Source organism: Paenibacillus rhizosphaerae (assembly GCF_014192015.1).
Lineage (GTDB): Bacteria > Bacillota > Bacilli > Paenibacillales > Paenibacillaceae > Paenibacillus_AQ > Paenibacillus_AQ rhizosphaerae.
Window position 1 is genome coordinate 45,208 of record NZ_JACHXJ010000009.1, and the last position, 22,295, is coordinate 67,502.

The window sequence follows — 22,295 nt, forward strand, 5'->3', positions numbered from 1 at the left end:
CAATTCGGATCCACAGGATGAGGGCGATCACTGTGCCTGCCGCTCATCTCGCTGCAGCTGAATGAGCTCGCCAAGCTGACGAATGGTGTCCAGCAGATGATCGGTTTCTTCGTCCGTCAAATTCCCCAGCGTCTCGACGATGCGGACGGCGCTCATTTCCGCCAGCTTTTTCAGCAGCGCAGAACCTTTGTCCGTAATCGAGATGTTAACGAACCGGCGGTCCTGCTCGCTGCGGCTGCGCACAATGAGCTCCTCCTGCTCCAGCTTGTCGCAGATTTGCGTAATGGCGCTTGTGGTCAGGCCGGTGACCTTGACGATGTCCGTTCCGCGCTGGCTTCCGCTATTTTGCAAATATTGAAGTATGAACGATTCTGTCGTGCTTAGCTTTACCTGGCGAACCAGACCGGCATAATCTATGATTCTTGGAAGTCTGTCCATCAATTCAAAGTATCGGGTCGCGAGTTCTGTAGATGTAGAATGCAAATTAATCTCCCTCCTGGAGGCAACGGACAAGCCGGATCGGCTCGAAACGTCCGTACATGCATTTAATAGGTCCTAATGACATGTTAGTTTGATTTTAAGATACCGTCAACTTCCGCCGGGACGGTTATGTGGAGCGGGATGTGCTTGACAAACCGCTTGTGGAAGATATATACTTTTTCATGCACTTATTAAAAGTAAGCTTATTTCCAATAAGCTCTTACTTATCAATCGATAGGATTATGTGATCCGAATGTGCAACCATTCATTCGCTTAATTCGACATCGATTACTCTCTTTATAACTCTCAGGATTCCTTTTTTATGGCAGTCGCGACGCGGCTGCTCTTTTTTTTGCCTGCCAGCTCCTTTAAGCGGCCAGGGAAAAGACTTGAAAGGGTACTAAAAAAGGGTGAAAAAAGGATTGACTTAAAAGTAACCATTGGTTATATTTGTGTCATGCAGATAAAGTAACCATTGGTTATTTAAAAAGAGCGAAAGGAATAAACATCCAGATGCCCAGAAAAAAGCAAGTTCGATCCGAACAAACCAAGCAGGACATTTTGAATGCGGCAGGCCGTCTTTTCGCCGCCAAGGGGTATGATGCCGTCACCATGAGGGAGGTGGCCAAGGAAGCCGGCTGCTCCCATACGGCGATCTACATTTATTTTGGAGATAAGGAGGCGCTGCTTCACGAGCTGTCCATACCGGCGCTAACGGAATTGCAGCTTCAGATCGAGGAAAAGGTGTCCGGGAAGCTGGAGCCGGAAGAAGCATTGAGGCGCATCAGTCTGGACTTTATCCGCTTTTGCCTGATTCACCGCAATATGCACCATATCTTTTTCGAGGCGCGCTCCATACGGGTGGACGAAGCGGAGCCCGAACTTGAGATTAACCGCGTCCGTAACGGGATGTTCCGTCTGTTGATGCAGGCTGTCCAGCAGTGTCTGAATTTGCCGGAGGGAAGCGGGCGGCTGCTATCGGCCACCCGGATTTATTTTTACCTGCTTCATGGCATTGTGGGCACCTATCAGCTGTCCGAAGAATCGGCCGAGGATTTGATGGATCGTCTGCTTCTTACGTTTCGTGAAGCGATCGAGGTTTTGCTGCTGGGCTTCCGCGCACAACATGCGCCGGATAAATAAAGATCCGCAAAGGAGATGTTCTGGGATGAGCTTCATCATTCTGATGCTTTTGTTTACGGTGGTTTGCGGCTGGCTTGATTCCCGAATCGGCCGGACGACGAAAGAGGAGGGGAAGTAAGATGTTCGCAGGTCATTTTGGACTCGCCGCAGCGGCCAAAGCCGCAAGCCCCAAAACTCCGTTGTGGGCGATCATGCTGGGCACACAGCTGCTGGACGTTATTTTTGTGCCGCTGCTGCTTGCGGGAATTGAAACATCCGTAGAAACGGATGGCGGAGGATACGGCGGGGCTGTTATCCATGCGGACTATACACATTCCCTGGTTGGTGCACTGATCATCGCCCTGCTTGCCGGCCTTGGAGCCTGGAAGCTGTGGGGAAAGCGGAGTGCGGGGGTTACCGGCGGCGTGGTCTTCAGCCACTGGCTGCTCGATCTGCTGGTGCACCGGAGCGACATGCCGATCCTGCCGGGAAATCTGGGCTCATTGCCTCTGATGGGGTTCGGCATATGGAAATGGCCTTTCATCAGCGGCGCTTTGGAGGTTCTTCTTATTATCGTGGGTGCGGTCATGTATTATCGGTCAGTGCGATTAAGAGCACGGAACGCGACGGAAATCGCCGGAAGCGCCTATCCTGCCAAAGCGGTATGGGCTGCTGCGGTAATGACCGTCCTGCTGATGGGTTCATTTGTATCCGATCTGATCGGCATTTGATCTCCCGGGGTTTTGCTGAATATTAGATTTTCTCGTTCGGCCAGTCCATGCGTTTGTTTTTGAGCCTCTGTTTCTCGGACATATAATTCCAATAAACTTTATCGGATTTATAATAATTTCCTTCTTTTCAAACCTCACAAAGTATGAGAAAATATGAAAAAATTCGCACGTGGAATCATTTTCCACAGTCACATGAAGGAGGATCCACCTATGTCCGAGAAACGCTCATTATCCATTGAAACGCTCGCCGTCCATGCAGGCCAGGAAATCGATCCTGCGACTTTTTCGCGTGCCGTACCGCTCTATCAAACGACGTCTTACGGATTCAAGGACAGCGATCATGCCGCCAACCTGTTTGCCCTGAAGGAGTTCGGCAACATTTATACCCGCATTATGAACCCGACCACCGACGTATTTGAACAGCGCGTTGCAGCCCTGGAAGGCGGTGCCGGAGCGCTGGCGGTTTCCTCCGGACAGGCGGCGATCACCTTCTCCATCCTGAATATTGCCGGCGCGGGGGATGAGATTGTCTCGTCCTCGACGCTGTACGGCGGAACCTATAATTTATTTGCCAACACGCTGGCGAAGCTTGGCATTAAGGTGCACTTTGTCGATGCCAGCAACCCGGAGAATTTCCGCGCGGCCATTACGGATAAGACGAAAGCGCTGTACGCCGAAACGATCGGCAACCCGAAGGGGGACGTGCTTGATGTGGAAGCCGTTGCCGCCATCGCCCATGAGAACGGGGTTCCGCTGATCGTGGACAATACATTCCCGAGCCCTTATTTGCTGCGTCCGATCGAGCATGGTGCCGACGTCGTCGTTCACTCGGCAACGAAGTTCATCGGCGGCCATGGCACGTCCATCGGCGGCGTTATCGTCGACAGCGGCAAGTTTGACTGGGCGGCCAGCGGGAAGTTCCCGGGACTGACCGAACCGGATCCGAGCTACCACGGCGTCGTTTATACGGAAGCTGTCGGCCCGATCGCCTATATTATCAAGGCGCGCGTACAGCTGCTCCGGGATATGGGATCGGCGATTTCCCCGTTCAACTCTTGGCTGCTGCTTCAAGGTCTGGAAACGCTGCACTTGCGGATGGAGCGGCACAGCGAAAATGCGCTGAAAGTCGCGCAGTTCCTGGAAAGCCACGATACAGTAGAGTGGGTCAGTTATCCCGGGCTCGCAAGCCATCCTTCGCATGAACTGGCGAAGAAGTATCTGCCGAAGGGACAGGGAGCGATTCTGACGTTCGGTATCAAGGGCGGCACGGAAGCAGGCCGCAAGGTGATCGAGAACGTGAAGCTGTTCTCCCACTTGGCCAATGTCGGCGATTCGAAGTCGCTGATCATCCACCCGGCCAGCACCACGCACCAGCAGCTGTCGGAAGAGGATCAGGTGGCCGCCGGAGTGAACCCGGAAATGCTGCGGCTGTCGATCGGTACGGAAGCGATTGACGATATTTTGCACGATTTGGAGCAGGCCATTGCGGCCAGCCAGCAAGCTTAGGCCATCCAAAGCTATACAAATCTATACAAGTAAATCCCGTCCTTATCCTGATCAGCCGTCTCGTTTGAGGCGGCTTTTTGTGTTGGGAGTCGCAGGCTTGACCAAATGGGGCTCTCCGCCTGCAGGCTTTCCTTGGGAAACCGCGCAAATTCCGTATATTTCGCCCTTTCGGCTAATATTCTGTAGGGTATAGATTGAATTCAAGTTTCGAATTAAGCCCCCCGTTGTAACGGCTTATCCAAGCCCTTCAACATGAATTTCTTGAGTTCATTCTATGTAGCACTTTACGCAAGTGGAAGCTCATTTATCTCTGAAGAGAGGGTGGACAGCCAAAAATGAAGGGTGAACGGTGTCAGAACAGCTTCTGCCAATTCGGCTCCTGCCCCGCACCTTGCGGTGTGGAAGCGGTTCACCAGCCGGCATGCGGACAAATGGGCGGGACCGCTCGTGACCGGCGTTCCGGCAGGGAAGAGGAGAACGGCCGCCAGGAATCGGATGCCCCCCACTTGGAAGATGCCGGAGACTATGCAAGGGCAGGCTCCCTTCCCGAGATCGCATCCCTGGTAGAGCTCGCCTCCATCGGCTCGATTACAAGGGAGAAGGCGCTTCTGTCCGCGGATTCCGAGCGGATTGGGGAGATCCTTCAGGAAGCGGAGGAATACCGGTCCAAGCCAGAGGAAGGCACGACCCCGGAAATGCTGCTGGATTGGAGTGATTCCATGCGCAGTTTACGGGTATATACGGAAGAAGCTCCTTACCTGTACCGGCAAAACGAACGCCTGGATGGAGCGGCCGGTCTGGTGCTGCTTCGGGAAGAAGAGTGGCTGAGAACCGGCCATCTGAAGGAAATTTATACGGAGTGGCTCAATCGGGACCCGGGAGATGACGGCCGCGACCGGGAGATTCAGGAGCGGCTGATGAACCGGTGGAAGGGACATCTGGTGAATCTCCTGCACAGCCTGCAGGGAGCGCCGCTGACAGTGGCTCTTGTGTCCGGACGCCTGAAGGACTACCGTAAGCTGAAAGGCGACGCGGCGCTGGACATTGACATGCTCCGGGATATTCAGCTGGAAGCCCTGTTTCGGGCCGCCCAGTCCTGCCAAATGCAAAGGATCGACTGCAGTCTGGAACTGGTGGTTCCTTATCCGGAGGACGGGGAGGCTTTTCATAGGATTCATGAATTTATCGATCGGGTAGGCGAAGAAACCCTTTGTCACCAGCGCAGATCCTTAAAATACCGGGTCGGAGCGATGCTGGATTGGGACGTTCGCGAAACGGCGGCTGCGGAAATCGCCAGGTTCGCGGATTTCATCGTGATCAACGGGAAGCATGAAGGGGCTTGGCTGATGGAATACCTGGTCAGCGAAGAGGAGAGGGGAAAAGTGCTCAGCGCGGGCATTCCGTACAGCGTGCTGGAGGAGCTGGTGCACAGCTTCCGCCGGACGAAGCCGGCCATTCGAATCTGCCTCTCCGGGGCGGTAAAACCGTCGGATCTCGTTTATGTGTATCGTTTGGGGCTGAACGCGGTCAGCACGGTTCCCTCTGAGCTGCCGGGCGTGCGGCTCGCCGCAGCGCAGTGGGAGCTCTTGGAAAGGCAGCACGAACAAAGGCGCAGGTCTGCGCAGGGAAGAACGTAAGATCGCACTTTATAGGATAAATGATCAATAGGCTTAATGATTGCTGGAGCAGGAAGGTTTGCTTCGGATTCATTAAAGCCTATTTTTTTCGTGAAAAGGAGCATATCCGTTTACTTTTTATGGGAAAGCGCGTATACTGTAATTAATAAAAGTTTCCTTGACACAAAATTATTGTATTGATGCAAAAATGATTATCATTCTCAATTGAAAACAAGAAACGCGAAGGAAGAACGGCTCGTCAGAGGCGGCCGGTTTCCATCCGCATACCATGCTGCTCCGGCTTGTCCGGAGCAGCATGTGCCATTTTAAGGGGACTAATAATGCTATTCATTCTCATTAGGAAGGTGATTCTCATGGAAAACATACGAAATGCTCCTGCTCAATCGATCCAGCGTCCGGCCAATTTGAACCGTCCCGGTCCCGGAAAGAAGGGACGCTTTGACTTGCGTTCGCTGATCCGCAATCAGGAAATGCAGGCGGCGCTGGCGAGCGGCCTGCTTATGTTGGGCGGCTGGGCAGCGAGCTGGCTGTCCGCTCCGGCCGTCGTATCGATCGTATTGTATATTCTGTCTTATGCCGCAGGCGGCTGGCTGAAAGCGAAAGAAGGGGTCGAAACGCTGATTCATGAGCGCGATCTGGATGTCAATCTGCTGATGGTAGCTGCCGCGCTGGGCGCCGCAAGCATCGGCTACTGGAACGAAGGCGCGATGCTCATCTTTGTTTTCGCCCTGAGCGGAGCATTGGAAAGCTACACTACCGAACGAAGCAAAAAGGATATTTCGTCGCTGATGGCTCTGAAACCGGAAACCGCGCTGCGGATTCAGGATGGGCAGATGAAACTCGTTCCGATCGGGGAGCTGGCCATCGGCGACCTGGTCCTGGTCAAACCGGGAGAATTGATCCCGGCGGATGGAATCATCCAAAAGGGGAATTCCTCGGTAAACCAATCGTCCATCACCGGTGAATCGGTCCCGGCCGACAAAGCCGCGGGCGACGAGGTGTTTGCCGGAACGCTGAACGGGGAAGGCGTGCTTTACGTGGAGGTGACGCGTTCGGCGGAATCCACCGTCTTCGCCAAAATCGTAAAACTCGTAGAGGAAGCTGAGACCGAGGTTCCGGATTCGCAGCGTTTCATGAAGCGGTTTGAAGCGATTTATGCGCGTATTGTGGTTGCGGTGACGCTGGTCCTCATTTTTCTGACTCCATTTGTGCTGGGCTGGAGCTTTGGGACCTCCTTTTATAAAGCGATGGTGTTTCTGGTAGTGGCTTCGCCGTGCGCGCTGGTGTCTTCCATTATGCCGGCGATGCTGTCCGTCATATCCAACCGGGCACGCCGGGGCATTCTGTTCAAGGGTGGCGCGCATGTTGAGAACATGGCGCTGACGTCCGTGGTCGCTTTTGACAAAACGGGAACCCTGACGCTGGGAACGCCGCAGGTAACGGACTTTATTCCGGCGGACGGATACGACCACCTGGAGCTTCTGGGCATTTGCGCATCCGTGGAACAGCTGTCCGAGCATCCGCTGGCCAAGGCTATCGTGGTGAAAGCCGAGGAGGAGGGAGCGATGCTGCCTTCGGCCGAATCGGTCACTTCGCTGACCGGCTGGGGCATGGAAGGCTGGGTTCAGGGCAGACGCTGGCGCATCGGGAAGGCGGATATGCTGGACCAGGCCGATCCGTCCGGCATGAATGCAGCGTGGCTGCGGCAGCGTCAGGAGCTGAACGCGGCTGGCAAAACCGTGTCTGTGATCCTGGACGGAGAGCGGATTGCCGGGTTGGTCGCACTCGCTGATGTGATCCGTCCCCAGGCTGCCGCTGCCGTGAAGCAGCTGCAGTCGATCGGTGTCAAGGTCGCGATGCTGACGGGCGATCACAGTCTGACGGCGAATGCCATCGGCAGCAGCATTGGCGTTGATTACGTCTTTGCCGATTTGCTGCCTGAAGAGAAGGTAAACCATGTGAGACGGCTGCGCGAGCAATACGGCCACGTAATCATGGTCGGGGACGGCGTGAATGACGCGCCAGCACTGGCCACGGCTACTGTAGGCATGGGTATGGGGATGAACGGCAGCGGCACGGCGCTCGAGGTGGCGGATGTCGTTCTGATGAACGACAACATTGAGGAGATCGCCTCGACGATTACGCTCGCCCGCCGCGCCCGGCGCATCGTGAAGCAGAACATGGTGTTCGCCGTGTCGGTGATTTTGCTGCTGATGGTCAGCAACTTTGCCGCCGGCATCGCTCTTCCGTTCGGCGTGGTCGGCCACGAGGGAAGCACGATTCTCGTCATTTTGAACGGACTCCGTCTGCTGCGGTAAGTGCAGTGAAGAGACCACAACGGCTCAGAAATGAAGGAACCTCCGAAGGAGAATCGGAGGTTCCTTTTTAGCGCGGCAGGAAATCGTTAAACGATTTGTAAAAATTAAATTGTTCACAATTCAGGTGAAAGGCATGTATACTTAATCTATTGACATCTTATGAAAAATATATGATAATTATTATCATATAATAATTATTTTAAATTAAATGATAAATAGATCCCGGACGAACCCGCTAAGGGACGATGCACCGGGAACGGGAAGCTTGGAGGGAGATCCTATGTATAAATCCGTAATTATCGGGACAGGACCTGCCGGATTGACGGCAGCGATTTATTTGGCACGGGCCAATATGAGTCCGCTGATTATTGAAGGGCCGCAGCCGGGCGGCCAGCTTACCACGACGACGGAAGTTGAGAACTTTCCGGGATTCCCCGAAGGCGTTATGGGACCGGAACTGATGGATAATATGCGCAAGCAGGCGGAGCGTTTCGGCGCTGAATTCCGCACGGGCTGGGTGAACAACGTGGAGCTGGGCGCGCGTCCGTTCAAGCTTGACGTGGAAGGCATCGGCCAGATCGAAACCGAGACGCTGATCCTGTCCACAGGCGCTACCGCCAAATACCTGGGCATTCCCGGGGAGCAGGAGAATGTCGGACGTGGCGTAAGTACCTGCGCGACCTGCGACGGATTTTTCTTCCGCGGTAAAGAAATTATCGTAGTCGGCGGCGGCGATTCTGCGCTCGAAGAAGCCGGCTTCCTGACACGCTTTGCGTCCAAAGTGACGCTGGTACACCGCCGCACTGAGCTGCGCGGCTCCAAGATCATGCAGGATCGCGTGCGTGCCAACGAGAAGGTGGAATGGGCACTTAACCGTACTCCGCTCGAAGTTGTGGCTGACGAACGCGGCGTGAAAGGCCTCAAAGTGCTGAACAATGAGACAGGTGAAGAGGAACTGATCGAAGCAAGCGGCGTGTTCGTTGCCATCGGTCACCACCCGAATACCGGATTTTTGGGCGGCCAAATTACGCTCGACGAGAACGGCTACATCGTGGTGCAGCCGGGAACGACCGAAACGAACATCCCTGGCGTCTTCGCCTGCGGCGACGTTCAGGACAACCGCTACAGACAAGCCATTACGGCAGCCGGCAGCGGATGTATGGCCGCGATCGATTGCGAGAAGTATATTGAAAGTCTGGAGCACAGCGCAGTCGCTCTGTAATGGATGAATGATTTGGACGGATCAGGCCGGCGCAAGAGCCTGTTGACATACACGACATTTTTACAATACGAGGTGACCTCTAGCCATGGATAAAGTGATTGTATATACCAGCACCAACTGCCCGCATTGCCGTCAGGTGAAAGGATACCTGGCCGACAAGGGCGTTGAGTTCGAAGAACGCAACATCGAGACAAACGATGAGTATGCACAGCAGGTCTGGGACATGGGCGTTCGCGCCGTTCCTTTGACCGTCATTGGCGAGAACCGCGTGCTGGGCATGAACACGACCCAGTTCGAGAAGTTTTTGAATCAACAATAATCGTTCTGTTCATTTCTATAACCGCTGATTGAAAGGTCGTCCCGGAAGCAGAGATGCTGCCGCCGGGGCGGCCTTTTTTCATAGGGCGGCCAAAAAATAAGGGATGACCGTCAAAGTCCGGCCGCGATTCGCCGCTCTTTGGGGTATCCCTTGGGCAGTTCCATTTAAAAAGCTGTCAGAAGAACAGTTTCCCGATCAGCTGCAGCACGAAGTAGATGATAATGCCCGTAGCGATGAGCGTGAATCCAGCCTTGGGACGGCCCTGAAAAAAGCGCAGAATGGCCAGGCTGAACAGCGGGGCGATAATCAGCAGAAACAGCAGCACGGTCACGAATACCTCGACCGATATATTGGAAATATCCACGTAAGTCACGGACAATCTCTCCATTCCTAAGGTAAAGTCATCGGGTTTACCAACGTCCAAAAATAATCAGCATTTCTATTATATACGAAACCGGCCCAGCATTTCCGTAGATTCGGTGGGAAAATACGTCGATTTTTCGTCAAATCCTGTGCTAAGGACGAAAAAAACGGAAGCATGAGAGATCCTGCCGAATTGACATGTCAGGGAAGGAAAACGCTTGTAAAGTCCGAATATACTTAAAAAAAGATTCGGAGGGAATCAAACCGATGCATACATCACAAGCAATGCAGGAACTGCTGTCCGCAAGAATGGTTGCGATCGTCCGGGGGATCACCCGGGATCAGGCCAGGACGGCAGGTGAGGGACTGATCGCCGGAGGCGTCCGGCTCATGGAAGTCACGCTGAATACGGATGGGGCGCTGCACATGATCGAAGACTGGCGCTCGGCATACGACGGGCGGGCTTATGTAGGCGCCGGAACCGTATTAAAGCTGGCTATGGCCAAAGAGGCGGTTCAGGCTGGAGCACAGTTTCTGATCTCGCCCAATGTCGATCAAGCCGTCATCTCCTATGCTTTGGAGCAGGGCATCGACGTATGGCCTGGCGCCATGACGCCCACGGAGATTGTGGCCGCTTACGAGGCCGGTGCGAGCGCGGTGAAGCTGTTCCCGATGGGCAGCCTGGGAATCGGCTATTTGAAAGAGATCCGCGCGCCGCTGAATCATATTCCCCTGATGGCTACAGGCGGGGTGACGATCGGCAATATTGCCGATTATTTCGAAGCAGGGGCGTGCGCAGTCGGGATCGGCAGCTCGCTGCTGCCGAAGGCAGAGCTGGAGTCGGGAAATGTTGATGGCGTCCGGGAACGGGCTGCGGCGTTTGTTCAGGCGGCTGCCCGAACGTAGACGGACAAGTAATGGAGCGGCAAGTGCTGCTGTAAGCCCGTGAGAAGTCTGCCGGCGTGCTGCCTGGAATCGTTTTTCGTAAGCCGGTCACCAGCCGCCGCCAACCGCCGCAAGCAGCGTAGAAGCTGGTTGTGTCATATCTTGCCCATGGACGGAATAGAGTCATTTGGAAGGGCCATTTTCATGTGCGGATGGGCTCGTACGGCCATAGGATGACGGAAGTGGTAAAAGGTGTGGACCGGCATGATGGTCAGGAAGGGAGGGGGCCATATGATTGTAAAGCGCTTCTCGCTCGTCTCGGTGCTGCTCCTTGGAACGGTGGTTGCCGCCGCCGTTACCCCGAGCATCGATTGGCAAAGGGTATATGCGGCCGCGACCTCTCCGGGGAACGTTGTCACCACCGTGGACGCGATTCAGGCGAAGCTGCTGGCCGCTATGAATCAGCGCCTGGAGAAGATTCAGTTTGTGTACCAGGGCAAGACGTCAGCCCTCAAGAGCCAGCTGAAGAGCGCCCTCGAACAGGCGCTGGAGAGCGATCCCTACATCAATTACACCATCGAAAGCTATGGCTACTCCTACAGTGGCAGCTCGAAATCGGCCACGGTGAGCGTGCAGCTGCGCTACCGGGAAACGGCCGCGCAGACGGCTTATGTCGACCAGCGGGTGAAGACGGTGCTCAGCAGCCTGATCCGGCCCGGCATGAACGATCATGAGAAGATCAAAGCGATTCATGACTGGGTGGTGCTCCATTTGAAATACGATATGACCCTTCAGAAGTACACCGCTTATGACGGACTCAGCTCGGGCAGCACGGTCTGCCAGGGGTATTCGCTGCTGACTTACAAGATGCTGAAGGAAGCCGGAATTCCGAATAAGATTGTAGAAGGTACCGCCGCTCCAAGGGATACGGGTGTGAGCCAGCTGCACGCCTGGAATCTGGTGCTTCTTGACGGCAAATGGTACCACTTGGACACGACCTGGGATGATCCCGCTCCGGACAAGGCCGGTGAGGTCGGTACGGGCTATTACCTGCGCACGGACGCGCAGATGAGGAAGGACCATGCATGGACCAAAACCTATCCTGCTGCCTTGACCTTGTATCGCGATACGCTGTCCGGCTTGATTCGGCAAGGGGGAAGCCATCTGGCGTTTTACCAGAAGCTGCAGGAACAGCTTGAGTACCCACTGTATGATCCGGCACAGATCGTATCGACTTCCGCCCAGCTCAGCGCCAGGGCTAAACCGGTCGTCGCCGCAGGAGGGAACTCGCTGCTCTTCCGGTTCCATGGGAACAAGGAGCAGCTGCTCGGCGCCCTGCAGGATTTGTATCGGCTTGGGGTGAGCTCGATCTCTTACACGCAAATCCCGCTGGATGAGACGGAGGATTTGAGAATTTACGTCACTTGGAAATAGGCAGAGCGTGTACTGACGGGCAAATATCACCGGAATGCGGCAGAAGGGAAGGCCCCCTCACTGCGAAGCCCAGGAGCTTGCAGGAGGGGGCTTTTTGCCTTCTGGGTGGGGATTTTTTTTATACCTTACTCCACTCGGCGTCCAGCATATCCAATTGAATCGCCGCAGCCGTTGTAGCTCCACTCGATGCGGCAGATATTAACTGGAATGGAACACCGGATGCATCACCTGCCGAGTACACGCCAGGAACATTCGTCCTTCCCATTGGATCTGTATTAATCTTCATGACGGGCCCGTTGACCGACAACACGCACCCCAATTGTTCTGGGATATCCGTGCTTTGCATTAAAGTGGGAGTAAAGAATATTCCCTCACATTCCACGGAACGGGCGCTGGACAAGGTTATTTGATTCACGTACCCCTGCAGCGATTCGATCCGCTTTATTTGCTCTTCGTAAACGGTAATCCCATGACGCTGCAATTCGACGCGTTGATCGGCAGACAGGAACAATGAGCCACGGGTGAGCAGAGATAGATGCTTGGTCCATCCGGATATCATTTTCACGAAATGCAAATCCACATCATTCGGAGCAATCACGCTGATCTGTCGGTCGCGCAATTCCCATCCATCACAGAAGGGACAGACAAACGCACTGGTTCCATACACCTCGAAAATGCCGTCAATGTCAGGTAATACGTCCTTCATCCCCTGTAGCAAATAAAAGCTTCCGGGTGTAGACGATCATATCTTCTTCCAAGTGAAGTAGAAAATTCCCATCATGGCCTGTCGCAGATACCACCTTAGTGGTTTGAAATGTGACGGAAGGGTATTTTAATATCTGCTCTTTTGCGATTCTCCGAAATTCTGCAGGCGTAATCCCATCCCTTGTCAGGAAGCCGTGAGACTCCCTGGTTACCCGGTTCCGCGGCAATTCTTCATCGATGACCAGAACACTTCTACGTGAACGCCCCAGCACCAAGGCGGCATGAAGTCCAGCGGGACCACCGCCTACAATGACAACATCGTATTTTCCATTAGCTGTGTTTTGCAATTGAAATCCCCCTTATTCCACATGGTTAGCAATCCAAGATTGGATGGATTCACCTTCAGGCTTCCAGCCGAGCAAATGACGAGCATGTACGGCACGAATCCGGCAGTTTGTCGCCAGAGTATACTGGGCAAGTGGACCCCATTCGGCAACAGCCTCTTCCAATGTCCAACGAACCGTTTTCCCGGCAAAACCAAGAGCATTGCTTACGTACCGGGCCAAATCCCCGAACGATTCTTCTCCATTTTCCGCAAAAAAGTAAGAGGCAGACGGTGCTTTGTCCAAAGCGAGCAGGTACAATTGGGCCAAATCCTGAATATGCACATTGGACCACCGGTTACGCCCTTGGCCGATATAGACGCCAGCACCTAGTTCCTTTGATTTATGGATAAGCATCGGGAGCTGGATACTATCTCTTGGAAGTCCCAGTGAAGTTCCATAGACCATGGAGGGGACGATGACAATGCCCCGCACTCCTTGCTCGACGCCTGCTTTACGTACCAGCTCATTGATACGAATCGGCTCTAGATCTCTGAACACTTGGGTTTCTTCGTTATAGATCTGATGGCTTTCATGTTCCCCCTTAGCGTCATCCCCCACGATGCCCGATCCGGAGGTGTGAATCAACGCCTTTCCTGTCCCGCGCAATGCACGGATCAGCGTCTCGACTGCCGCGCGGTGGCCGACGTCTGCTGTATGAATGACGCCGTCGCTGCGTTGTGCGTATTCAGTCAGGAGTTGCGTATCTTCAAGCGATCCGACGACAGGTTCCACGCCGAGATCTTTGAGCTCGCCCATTTGTCCGGTGCTGCGAGTCAGTCCATAAACGGAGTGTCCCGCGTCCAGTAAGGTTTTAGCGACTGATCCTCCAATGTACCCGGTGACGCCGGTAATGAAAATGTTCATGTTTTCTTCCATCTCCTTTGTTTATTATTACAGATATAATGAATGTATTATATCCATAATTGGGTCATGCGATATTAAAACCTGCTTGGGATAACTGCGCTCCTATAATGGACTTAAATCATCCATAATGGATCTGATGAGTCCATAATATACATGTTGATAACATTAGTCAACTATCCGATTAAGAAGTAATGGCAGCCCATCGGCACAAAAAAAGGAGACCCACACGTTCATCTGTGAGTCTCCTTTTTTAACATTACCTCGGATCGTGGCTGGTCAGGTCGCACTGCTCCAGCGGTGTCAGCTTGGTTTTCTTTTTCCACTTGTACCCGAACCATATGGCCAGGAACAGCGGAATGCTGACATACGTCACAAGAATGCCGTACCAGTCAATTTTGCTGCCGGTAAACGCCCCGGTGTTCTGTCCCAGGATCGCGATAATGCACAGGATAAAGGCAAAGATCGGTCCGAACGGGAACCAGCGCGCCCGGTAGGGCAGCTCATCCAGGGAATGTCCCTGGGCGAGGAAAGCCCGCCGGAAACGGTAGTGGCAGACGGCGATGCCGAGCCAGTTGATAAAGCCGCACATGCCGGAGGCGTTCAGCAGCCAGTTGTACACGACCCCGTCGCCAAACAGGGAAGCCAGGAACGCCAGCATGCCGATCGCCGTGGTGATCAAGAGCGCGTACACGGGAACGCCGCGGCTGTTCAGCCGGCTCAGAAATTTAGGGGCCAGGCCGTCCTTGGCCATGGCATACAGCACGCGGGTGGAGGCGTACATGCCGGAGTTGCCCGCGGACAGCACGGAGCTCAGAATGACCGCGTTCATGACGGACGCCGCAAAGGCCAGACCCGCCTTTTGGAATACCAGCGTGAACGGGCTGACGCCGATATTGTTCAGATCGGTCTTCAGCAGGTTCGGATTCGTATAAGGAATCAGGAAGCCGATGACGATGATCGCCAAAATATAAAAGATCAGGATCCGCCAAAATACCTGCTTGATGGCGCGCGGCACATTTTGCCGCGGATTTTCGCTCTCTCCAGCAGCCACCCCGATCAGCTCGGTCCCTTGAAACGAGAAGCCCGCCGCCATAAAGACGCCGACGAAAGCAAAGAATCCGCCATGGAAGGAGCTGCCTCCCAGGTTGAAGTTCTCGAATCCGACCGGCTTGCCTCCCATAATCCCGAAGATCATCAGAATGCCGACGACCAGGAAAATAATGACGACCGCGATTTTAATAATGGCAAACCAGTATTCGGATTCACCGTAGCCCTTGGCCGATAAAATATTCAGAGCAAACATGAGGGCGAGAAACAGCAGACTCCACAAAAAGGAGGGGGAGTCCGGAAACCAATATTTGATGATGACGGTCGCCGCGGACAACTCGGCTGCGATCGTGATCGCCCAGTTGTACCAGAAGTTCCAGCCGACGGCAAATCCGAAGGCCGGGCTGACGAAGCGGGTGCCGTAGGTGCTGAACGACCCGGAATCCGGCATATAGGTAGCCATTTCCCCCAGGCTCGTCATCAGAAAATATACCATCAGGCCGACGGCGGCATAGGCCAGAATCGCTCCGCCCGGTCCGGAGGAGGAGATGGCGCTGCCGCTGGCCAGAAAGAGCCCGGTGCCGATGGAGCCGCCGAGGGCGATCATCGTCATGTGCCGGGATTTCAGGCTCTGTTTGAGTGCCGTTGCCGGTTCTTTTAAACGCATAAAAAGAAATCATCCCTTCAAATATGAATATGACTTCATGGAGTGGAAGGGGAACAACCAAAAGGGACCCCAGGTATGAAGTACCCGCGGTCCCGATAAATGACGCTATGGCTTCCGCACCCGTGCTTCCATGAAAGATAGCTCATCACGGCGCCTTGGTCTTCCTGCAGGAGGAAGGAACGCCGCGACAGTTCTGTCCCTTTCGGAGAACAGACCCAGCATGCCAACCGGTAGAGCGGGTTCGCACACTTCGGCGGAAGGCGCCCTTCACTGTCCTTCACCGGCGGCTCTTACGCCTCGGGACAGCTACTCATCGCTTCCGCAACCTCTACCTCACCTTGGACGGATGAGGTTATCTTTTACATATTTCTTTGTATTGATGTATTAAACACGTTACATCGTAGCGTATTACGCCGGAAAAAGGCAATGGTTAATGCTGGAATTCTTGAAGAGCCGTTCCCTGCAGCCTTCAGGAGCGGCTCCGCTTGGCCATTTGCTGCCACACGGTGCCTGCGGCCTGCTCGCCGGATTCGATGCGTTCCAAGGCCATCCGCGCCTGCAGGCTCACTTCGAATTCGGGATCGTTCACCGCTTCCTCCAAGGCGTCGCGCGCTTCTTCCGTACCGACTTCGTACAGGAAGCGGGCGGCGCGCCAGCGGACGATCTTGCTGCTGTCCTTCAGCGTCGCCTGCATCGCCGGCGTGGCCGCCGGGTCGCCGATGTCGGACAGCGTGTCGCCCGCCGTCCGGCGGACGGTCGGCGAGCTGTCCTTCAGCGCCTCGTACAGCAGCTCCATCGCTTCCGGCGTGCGCAGATCGCCGAGGTAGACGACCGCCAGGCGGCGGGTCTGCATTTTCTCGTCATGCAGCGCCTGACGAATGATCGGCAGCCGCTCCTCGGTCGGCTGCATGCCGTCCAGGGCGGCATAGCGAACCTTCCAGTCGGCGCTCTGCATCGCTTCGGCGAGCTCGGTGTCGCTCAGCTCGCGCCGCTCCTCCTCGAACTCGCGCTCGCTGGCGCCGTGGGCGATCGCCTGCTCAATGACCTGCTTCAGCCGATCCTCGGGAAACGCCGCTTCCAGCTCCTGCTCGACCTCACCGGCGATGTCCTCCAGCTCCCCGTAGCGGACGCCGTAATCCTTCAGCTTGCGCTCCTTGATCATCGTCGCAGCGGTGACTTCCATCACGGCTTTCGTAAAGCGGTCGGACAGCGCCCGGCGAACCTCCTGAGTGCCGGACTTCACGCGGATCTGCATCGGGATGCCCCGGAAGAACTGCACGAACACTTCCGCCTCGCCGTAATGGCTGCCGGCTTCCGCGTCTTCTTCCGTGAACTGGCTCGTCAGGCCCTCCTGGCCGAACCGCTCCTGCACTTCGCCGAGGATGGCGGACCAGTCCGCGCTGCCCTGGCGTTCCAAGGCGACAAAGTCAAGGGTATGGAACACGCTCTTGACCCCTTGGATATGCAGCATCTCCCGGATCCATGCCGGGGCGGAGCGTTCATTGTCAAGCGTATATGTTTTGCGGATGCCGGGCTCCAGACTCTCATCCAAATGCAGCTTCATAGAGTTCGGGCTCGGCGTTGGCTCGATAAATTTGATCTTCACAGGTAAAGACCTCCTTCTTCTTCAAGAAAAAATGATACATCTCATTCCTATATAGATGAAACCATCTAAACTACAGTTTACCTCACTTTGCCCCCAAACATAAACCTTTTGCCGCGGATAGAAAACGGATGGAAAGACGACAATGACAAGGAGGTTACCAAGCTGCATAGAAGGAGCTGTACTGCCGCGTGATATTCAACATCTATTTCGCGCCGATGCTGATTGTCGTCGTGACCCTCATGTTTTTGGCGCTGTACGTCATTCATTACTCCGACCTGCATGACGAATAATTCATAGACTTAGCGGTAATCAAGCTTACGAAAGAAGGATGCATTCGAGCGTCAGCTCTTGTGGTACACAGGGTTTCGGATCGGGTAAAATGGAATAAACAGCGATTACACCCGGGAAGGAGGGGGACTCTTGCCGAAGATCCGCTATAATAACATGGATAATGTAAGTACGGACAAAACGTTAAAGCAGTTCAGACAGTGGCGCCAGGAGCGGCGGCAGAAGAAAAAGGACTACAGCTTCCAAATCCCGAATATGCCGCCGGATCTGGATTACTTGCACGGCAACCGACAGGATACGTCGATTACCTGGATTGGCCATTCCACCTTTTTCATCCAGTATGAGGGTCTCAATATTTTGACGGACCCGGTCTGGGCCAAAAGAATGGGTTTTGAGCGGCGCCTCGGCGCGCCCGGTCTCCTGATCAATGATGTGCCGCCGGTGGACATCATTCTCATATCGCACTCCCACTATGACCATATGCACATGGCTTCCATCCGGAAGCTGTACGGGGCGGGCACGACGCTGATCGTTCCGGTCGGCCTCCGCGCGAAGATGGTCCGCAAAGGGTTCCACAATTGCCGGGAGCTGAAATGGTGGGATCATGTGGTCATCGGCCAAGTGAAGATCAGCTTCGTCCCGACGCAGCACTGGACGCGCCGCACGCCGTTTGACACCAACACCTCGCACTGGGGCGGCTTTGTGCTGGAGCCGCATGAGACAGGGGAAGCCGGTAACACCGGAGCGGAAGACGGCACCAGGATGCTGCCGCCCAACGTCTATTTCGCGGGGGACAGCGGGTATTTTGCCGGCTTCAAAGAGATTGGCAGGCGCTTCAACCTGCATGTAGCGCTGATGCCGATCGGGGCGTATGAGCCCGAGTGGTTTATGACGTCGCAGCACGTCAATCCCGAAGAGGCGCTGCAGGCTTTTCTGGACGTGGGGGCCGATATGATGATTCCTATGCATTACGGTACGTTCCGCCTGGCTGACGATACAGCCCGGGAGGCGCTGGACCGGATGGAGGAGGAGCGGGTCCGGCTCGGTCTGAGTGAGGAGCGGATTAAAGTGATGCATTATGGGGAGACGCTGACGATCCATCCGGAGCGGAGGTAGTACCGGATGCCCCACCGGTATTTGATACGTCGATGAATCCATACGAACACCGGAAAGGCCGCAGGGTGGCTTCTTTCCGGTGTTTTTCGCTTGGACCCTTGCACCATGGTGAATTCGAGCGGTTTGACAACGCCCCCTATCTTCCATTAGGGGGTCCCCTCGATAATCTCTTAGCGCGAACGGGAATAGAAATAGATAAAAACGATTATATTGATAGAGATAGGTAATCATAGGACAAACCTCCGGGCAGGAAAGGAATACCCGGGCTCGGCCGGGATCGGCGGGCTAATCTTTGTTTCTTCTATTATGAAATGGGCTTCGATCGCACGTTGATTTATGCTATAATGTGCTGAAGCCTACTAGCGAAAGGAATGGTAATACTTCATGATCAGTACAAGCGGCGTGACACTCCGTTACGGAAAACGCGCACTTTTTGAAGATGTAAATATAAAATTTACGGCAGGCAACTGCTACGGCTTGATCGGCGCCAACGGTGCCGGCAAATCGACGTTCCTCAAGATCCTCTCCGGCGAAATCGAGCCGAACCAGGGCGATGTTCACATGACACCGGGCGAGCGCCTTGCGGTGCTGAAGCAGAACCATTTTGAATACGACGAGTATCCAGTTTTGGAAACCGTCATCATGGGTCACGGCCGTCTGTATACCATTATGAAGGAAAAGGATGCGCTGTATGCGAAAGCGGACTTTTCCGAGGAAGACGGACTCCGTGCGGGTGAACTTGAAGGCGAATTCGCCGAGCTGAACGGATGGGACGCCGAGCCTGACGCGGCTGCGCTCCTGATCGGCCTCGGCATTCCGCGCGAGCTGCACGACAAGAAGATGGTGGAGCTTTCCGGTAACGAGAAGGTCCGCGTCCTGCTGGCGCAGGCCCTGTTCGGCCGTCCGAACAATCTGCTGCTCGACGAGCCTACCAACCACTTGGACCTCGAATCGATTCAGTGGCTCGAGAACTTCCTGATGGACTATGAAGGCACCGTCATCGTCGTATCCCATGACCGTCACTTCCTGAACAAGGTATGTACGCATATCGCGGATATCGATTTCGGCAAAATCCAGCTGTACGTAGGTAACTATGACTTCTGGTACGAATCCAGTAAATTGGCGCTGGAGCTCCAGCGTGAGTCCAATAAGAAGAAGGAAGAGAAGATCAAGGAGCTGCAGGCATTTATTCAGCGGTTTTCCGCGAATGCTTCCAAATCCAAGCAGGCGACCTCCCGGAAGAAGCAGCTGGAGAAAATTACGCTGGACGATATCCGGCCTTCCAACCGGAAATATCCGTTCCTTCATTTCAAGCCGGAGCGTGAAGCAGGCAAGCAATTGCTGACGGTAGACCGCATCACGAAGACCATTGAAGGCGAGAAGGTGCTGGATGAGCTGAGCTTCGTCGTGAACAAAGGCGACAAGATTGCTTTCGTCGGCCCGAACGGACTGCCGAAATCGATGCTGTTCGAAGTGCTGATGGGCAAGGCGGAACCGGACGCGGGCGAGTTCTCCTGGGGCGTTACGACGACGCAGGCGTACTTCCCGAAAGACAACTCCGAATATTTTGACGGGGTGGACCTGAACCTGGTGGAATGGCTTCGCCAATTCTCGAAGGATCAGGACGAGACGTTCCTGCGCGGCTTCCTGGGCCGGATGCTGTTCTCCGGCGAAGAAGCACTGAAGAAGGCGAGCGTTCTCTCCGGGGGAGAGAAAGTGCGCTGCATGTTGGCCAAGATGATGCTGAACGGCGCGAACGTGCTGCTCCTCGACGAGCCGACGAACCACTTGGACCTCGAGTCCATCACCGCGCTGAACAACGGGCTGATCGACTTCGACGGCACGATCCTGTTCACGTCGCATGACCATCAGTTCATTCAGACGATTGCCAACCGGATTATCGAAATTACGCCGAACGGCATCATTGACAAGGTCATGACGTACGACGAGTATCTGGAAAACGATGAAATCAAGGCGCTGCGCGAGCAAATGTATCCGCAGGAAGTTTAACACTTCATGCCATGAAAAAAAGCTGCCATTCCCTTAAGCGGGGCGGCAGCTTTTTTGTGTTGTCCGTAGAGCCTGTGGCTTGTTTTAGGACCCGCCGGTGCGACGGCGCTGATTATTGGGCTTTTTCGTGTTTTGGCTCTTCATCGCATGCGGAGCATTGCTTTGGAAGCCGCCGGGCTTGCCGCCCTTGTTCTGCTGCTTCTTCTGCTCCAGCTTCGCGCGGATGGCGTCGGCCAAATTGACCTTTTTAGAGTCCTGATTTTCCGTCATGGGTAGGGCTCCTCCCTTTGGGGTTGTGTCCTTATTCTAGCTGTTTTTGCGGCTCCCCACAAGAGATGGGAGAGACAAAACCTCTTGACTGTAAGCAACTATGTTTCTCTGGACCCACACGACTTTCGTTTGCTAGGATAAAAAAGTGCCTTTTGGCATGAGACGGTGAAAAGGGGCCAACGAACTTGGATCATATTTATGACGATATCCGAAAAGGAGAACGCGGCGCCTGGATCAGTATCGCGGCTTATTTGATCCTCTCTGCCGGCAAGCTGGTCGGCGGTTACTTCTATGCATCCAGTGCGCTGCTTGCAGACGGGTTTAACAATCTGACCGATATCGTGGCATCGGCCGCCGTGCTGATCGGCCTGCGGATATCGCAGAAACCGCCGGACTCAGACCATCCGTATGGGCATTTCCGAGCAGAGACGGTGGCATCGCTGATCGCTTCGTTTATTATGGGCATGGTGGGCATTCAGGTGCTGGTGGAGGCGGTCAGATCCCTGTTTATGGGCAAAGAGTCCACGCCGGATTTATGGTCGGCCGGCGTGGCGGCCGTATGCGCTGTATGTATGCTGTTCGTCTATCTATATAATAGAAAGCTGGCCAAGGAGATCAAGAGCCAGGCCTTGATGGCGGCCGCCAAAGACAATCTGTCCGACGCACTGGTCAGTATCGGGGCGGCGGTCGGGATTGTCGGGGCCCAGTTCGGCCTGCCATGGCTGGATGTGGTGGCGGCGTTTGCCGTGGGCCTGCTGATCTGCAAGACGGCTTGGGATATTTTCCGCGATTCCACTTACCGTTTGACCGATGGATTCGATCAGGCGGAGCTCCGCGATCTGCGGGGCACCATTGCCAGAACACCCGGCGTTGAAGGAATCAACGATGTAAAGGCCAGGGTTCACGGCAATCATGTCCTGGTCGATGTCGTCATCGTCGTTGACCCCAGCCTCAGCCTGATCGAAGGGCATGCCATCAGCGACAAGATCGAAGAGCGGATGAAGAGAATTCATAATATCATGAATGTCCACGTCCATGTGGAGCCTCGGGAGAAAAGCTTGTAAGGCCGGTTCCTTTAAAAAGCTCCCGTGTCCTATGAAAAGCCCATGTCCAAGATAAGCTTCGGTTTAACAGCCACAATGCATAAGCATTGTGGCTGTTTTTGCGTCCGTCCGTTAGGGGAATTGCCACAGCCATGGGTCTGACGAAGCGTGAAAACAAAAACTGGGAAACAGTTCCAACGTAGCAGGTAATTATGAGGTTTGTGGGATATCCAGTTGGAGAAATCCAATGAATAATGACATAGATGGAGGGATTTT

General features: G+C 54.5%; 20 protein-coding genes and 1 riboswitch. Of the genes, 12 read left to right on the forward strand and 8 right to left on the reverse strand.

Annotated elements, in window-relative coordinates:
• Window positions 1-27 precede the first annotated feature (27 nt).
• Entirely contained in the window at window positions 28-483 is a 456-nt protein-coding gene (locus tag FHS19_RS32425; RefSeq protein WP_183587331.1) for a MarR family winged helix-turn-helix transcriptional regulator, read from the reverse strand.
• A gap of 510 nt (window positions 484-993) precedes the next feature.
• Between FHS19_RS32425 and FHS19_RS32430 the strand changes: the two genes are divergently transcribed.
• From FHS19_RS32430 to FHS19_RS32460, 7 genes are all read left to right on the forward strand, one after another.
• A complete protein-coding gene (locus FHS19_RS32430) occupies window positions 994-1,623 on the forward strand; it encodes a TetR/AcrR family transcriptional regulator (RefSeq protein ID WP_183587333.1) in 630 nt (209 codons plus the stop codon).
• Between the two features lie 119 nt (window positions 1,624-1,742).
• Window positions 1,743-2,333, forward strand: coding sequence for a permease (locus FHS19_RS32435; RefSeq protein ID WP_183587335.1), 591 nt, complete (start codon window positions 1,743-1,745; stop codon window positions 2,331-2,333).
• 210 nt (window positions 2,334-2,543) lie between these two features.
• Window positions 2,544-3,839 carry a homocysteine synthase gene (locus FHS19_RS32440; protein ID WP_183587337.1) on the forward strand — a complete coding sequence of 432 codons (1,296 nt, stop codon included), beginning with the start codon at window positions 2,544-2,546 and terminating at the stop codon, window positions 3,837-3,839.
• A 335-nt stretch (window positions 3,840-4,174) separates the two neighbouring features.
• Window positions 4,175-5,476, forward strand: coding sequence for a hypothetical protein (locus FHS19_RS32445; protein WP_183587339.1), 1,302 nt, complete (start codon window positions 4,175-4,177; stop codon window positions 5,474-5,476).
• A gap of 353 nt (window positions 5,477-5,829) precedes the next feature.
• The gene (locus FHS19_RS32450; RefSeq protein WP_183587341.1) at window positions 5,830-7,794 is read left to right on the forward strand and encodes a heavy metal translocating P-type ATPase; all 1,965 of its coding nucleotides are present in this window, start codon (window positions 5,830-5,832) and stop codon (window positions 7,792-7,794) included.
• 280 nt (window positions 7,795-8,074) lie between these two features.
• The gene (trxB, locus tag FHS19_RS32455; protein ID WP_183587344.1) at window positions 8,075-9,016 is read left to right on the forward strand and encodes a thioredoxin-disulfide reductase; all 942 of its coding nucleotides are present in this window, start codon (window positions 8,075-8,077) and stop codon (window positions 9,014-9,016) included.
• An 85-nt stretch (window positions 9,017-9,101) separates the two neighbouring features.
• Window positions 9,102-9,335 (forward strand): glutaredoxin family protein, encoded by a 234-nt coding sequence (locus tag FHS19_RS32460; RefSeq protein ID WP_183587346.1) that lies wholly within the window; start codon window positions 9,102-9,104, stop codon window positions 9,333-9,335.
• 175 nt (window positions 9,336-9,510) lie between these two features.
• Here FHS19_RS32460 and FHS19_RS32465 read toward each other — a convergent pair whose 3' ends face one another.
• Window positions 9,511-9,708, reverse strand: coding sequence for a hypothetical protein (locus FHS19_RS32465; protein WP_094599985.1), 198 nt, complete (start codon window positions 9,706-9,708; stop codon window positions 9,511-9,513).
• A 257-nt stretch (window positions 9,709-9,965) separates the two neighbouring features.
• Here FHS19_RS32465 and FHS19_RS32470 point away from each other — a divergent pair, with 257 nt between their 5' ends.
• Both FHS19_RS32470 and FHS19_RS32475 read left to right on the forward strand, forming a co-directional pair.
• Complete coding sequence (locus FHS19_RS32470; protein WP_183587348.1) at window positions 9,966-10,604, forward strand: bifunctional 4-hydroxy-2-oxoglutarate aldolase/2-dehydro-3-deoxy-phosphogluconate aldolase; 639 nt, start codon at window positions 9,966-9,968, stop codon at window positions 10,602-10,604.
• A 270-nt stretch (window positions 10,605-10,874) separates the two neighbouring features.
• Window positions 10,875-12,017: a transglutaminase domain-containing protein gene (locus FHS19_RS32475; protein ID WP_183587350.1), complete on the forward strand. Its 1,143-nt coding sequence runs from the start codon at window positions 10,875-10,877 to the stop codon at window positions 12,015-12,017.
• A gap of 118 nt (window positions 12,018-12,135) precedes the next feature.
• Here FHS19_RS32475 and FHS19_RS35565 read toward each other — a convergent pair whose 3' ends face one another.
• The 5 genes from FHS19_RS35565 to FHS19_RS32495 all read right to left on the reverse strand — a co-directional run bounded on the left by FHS19_RS35565 (window position 12,136) and on the right by FHS19_RS32495 (window position 17,292).
• Entirely contained in the window at window positions 12,136-12,723 is a 588-nt protein-coding gene (locus FHS19_RS35565; RefSeq protein WP_312887403.1) for an FAD-dependent oxidoreductase, read from the reverse strand.
• Complete coding sequence (locus FHS19_RS35570; protein ID WP_312887404.1) at window positions 12,704-13,069, reverse strand: FAD-dependent oxidoreductase; 366 nt, start codon at window positions 13,067-13,069, stop codon at window positions 12,704-12,706. The genes FHS19_RS35565 and FHS19_RS35570 overlap by 20 nt, the downstream gene beginning before the upstream one ends.
• Before the next feature lie 12 nt (window positions 13,070-13,081).
• Window positions 13,082-13,972 carry an NAD-dependent epimerase/dehydratase family protein gene (locus FHS19_RS32485; RefSeq protein WP_183587352.1) on the reverse strand — a complete coding sequence of 297 codons (891 nt, stop codon included), beginning with the start codon at window positions 13,970-13,972 and terminating at the stop codon, window positions 13,082-13,084.
• 256 nt (window positions 13,973-14,228) lie between these two features.
• Window positions 14,229-15,686 carry an amino acid permease gene (locus FHS19_RS32490; RefSeq protein ID WP_183587354.1) on the reverse strand — a complete coding sequence of 486 codons (1,458 nt, stop codon included), beginning with the start codon at window positions 15,684-15,686 and terminating at the stop codon, window positions 14,229-14,231.
• 130 nt (window positions 15,687-15,816) lie between these two features.
• Window positions 15,817-16,025, reverse strand: a riboswitch (Lysine riboswitch).
• Between the two features lie 130 nt (window positions 16,026-16,155).
• Window positions 16,156-17,292: a virulence factor gene (locus tag FHS19_RS32495; RefSeq protein ID WP_183587356.1), complete on the reverse strand. Its 1,137-nt coding sequence runs from the start codon at window positions 17,290-17,292 to the stop codon at window positions 16,156-16,158.
• Window positions 17,293-17,712: 420 nt separating this feature from the next.
• On the opposite strand from FHS19_RS32495, the gene FHS19_RS32500 reads away from it, so the two are divergent.
• Window positions 17,713-18,696, forward strand: coding sequence for an MBL fold metallo-hydrolase (locus tag FHS19_RS32500; RefSeq protein WP_183587358.1), 984 nt, complete (start codon window positions 17,713-17,715; stop codon window positions 18,694-18,696).
• Between the two features lie 384 nt (window positions 18,697-19,080).
• Window positions 19,081-20,706, forward strand: coding sequence for an ABC-F family ATP-binding cassette domain-containing protein (locus FHS19_RS32505; protein WP_183587366.1), 1,626 nt, complete (start codon window positions 19,081-19,083; stop codon window positions 20,704-20,706).
• An 84-nt stretch (window positions 20,707-20,790) separates the two neighbouring features.
• On the opposite strand, the gene FHS19_RS32510 is transcribed toward FHS19_RS32505, so the two are convergent.
• Complete coding sequence (locus tag FHS19_RS32510; protein WP_183587368.1) at window positions 20,791-20,976, reverse strand: hypothetical protein; 186 nt, start codon at window positions 20,974-20,976, stop codon at window positions 20,791-20,793.
• A 185-nt stretch (window positions 20,977-21,161) separates the two neighbouring features.
• Here FHS19_RS32510 and FHS19_RS32515 point away from each other — a divergent pair, with 185 nt between their 5' ends.
• A complete protein-coding gene (locus FHS19_RS32515) occupies window positions 21,162-22,040 on the forward strand; it encodes a cation diffusion facilitator family transporter (RefSeq protein ID WP_183587370.1) in 879 nt (292 codons plus the stop codon).
• Window positions 22,041-22,295 lie beyond the last annotated feature (255 nt).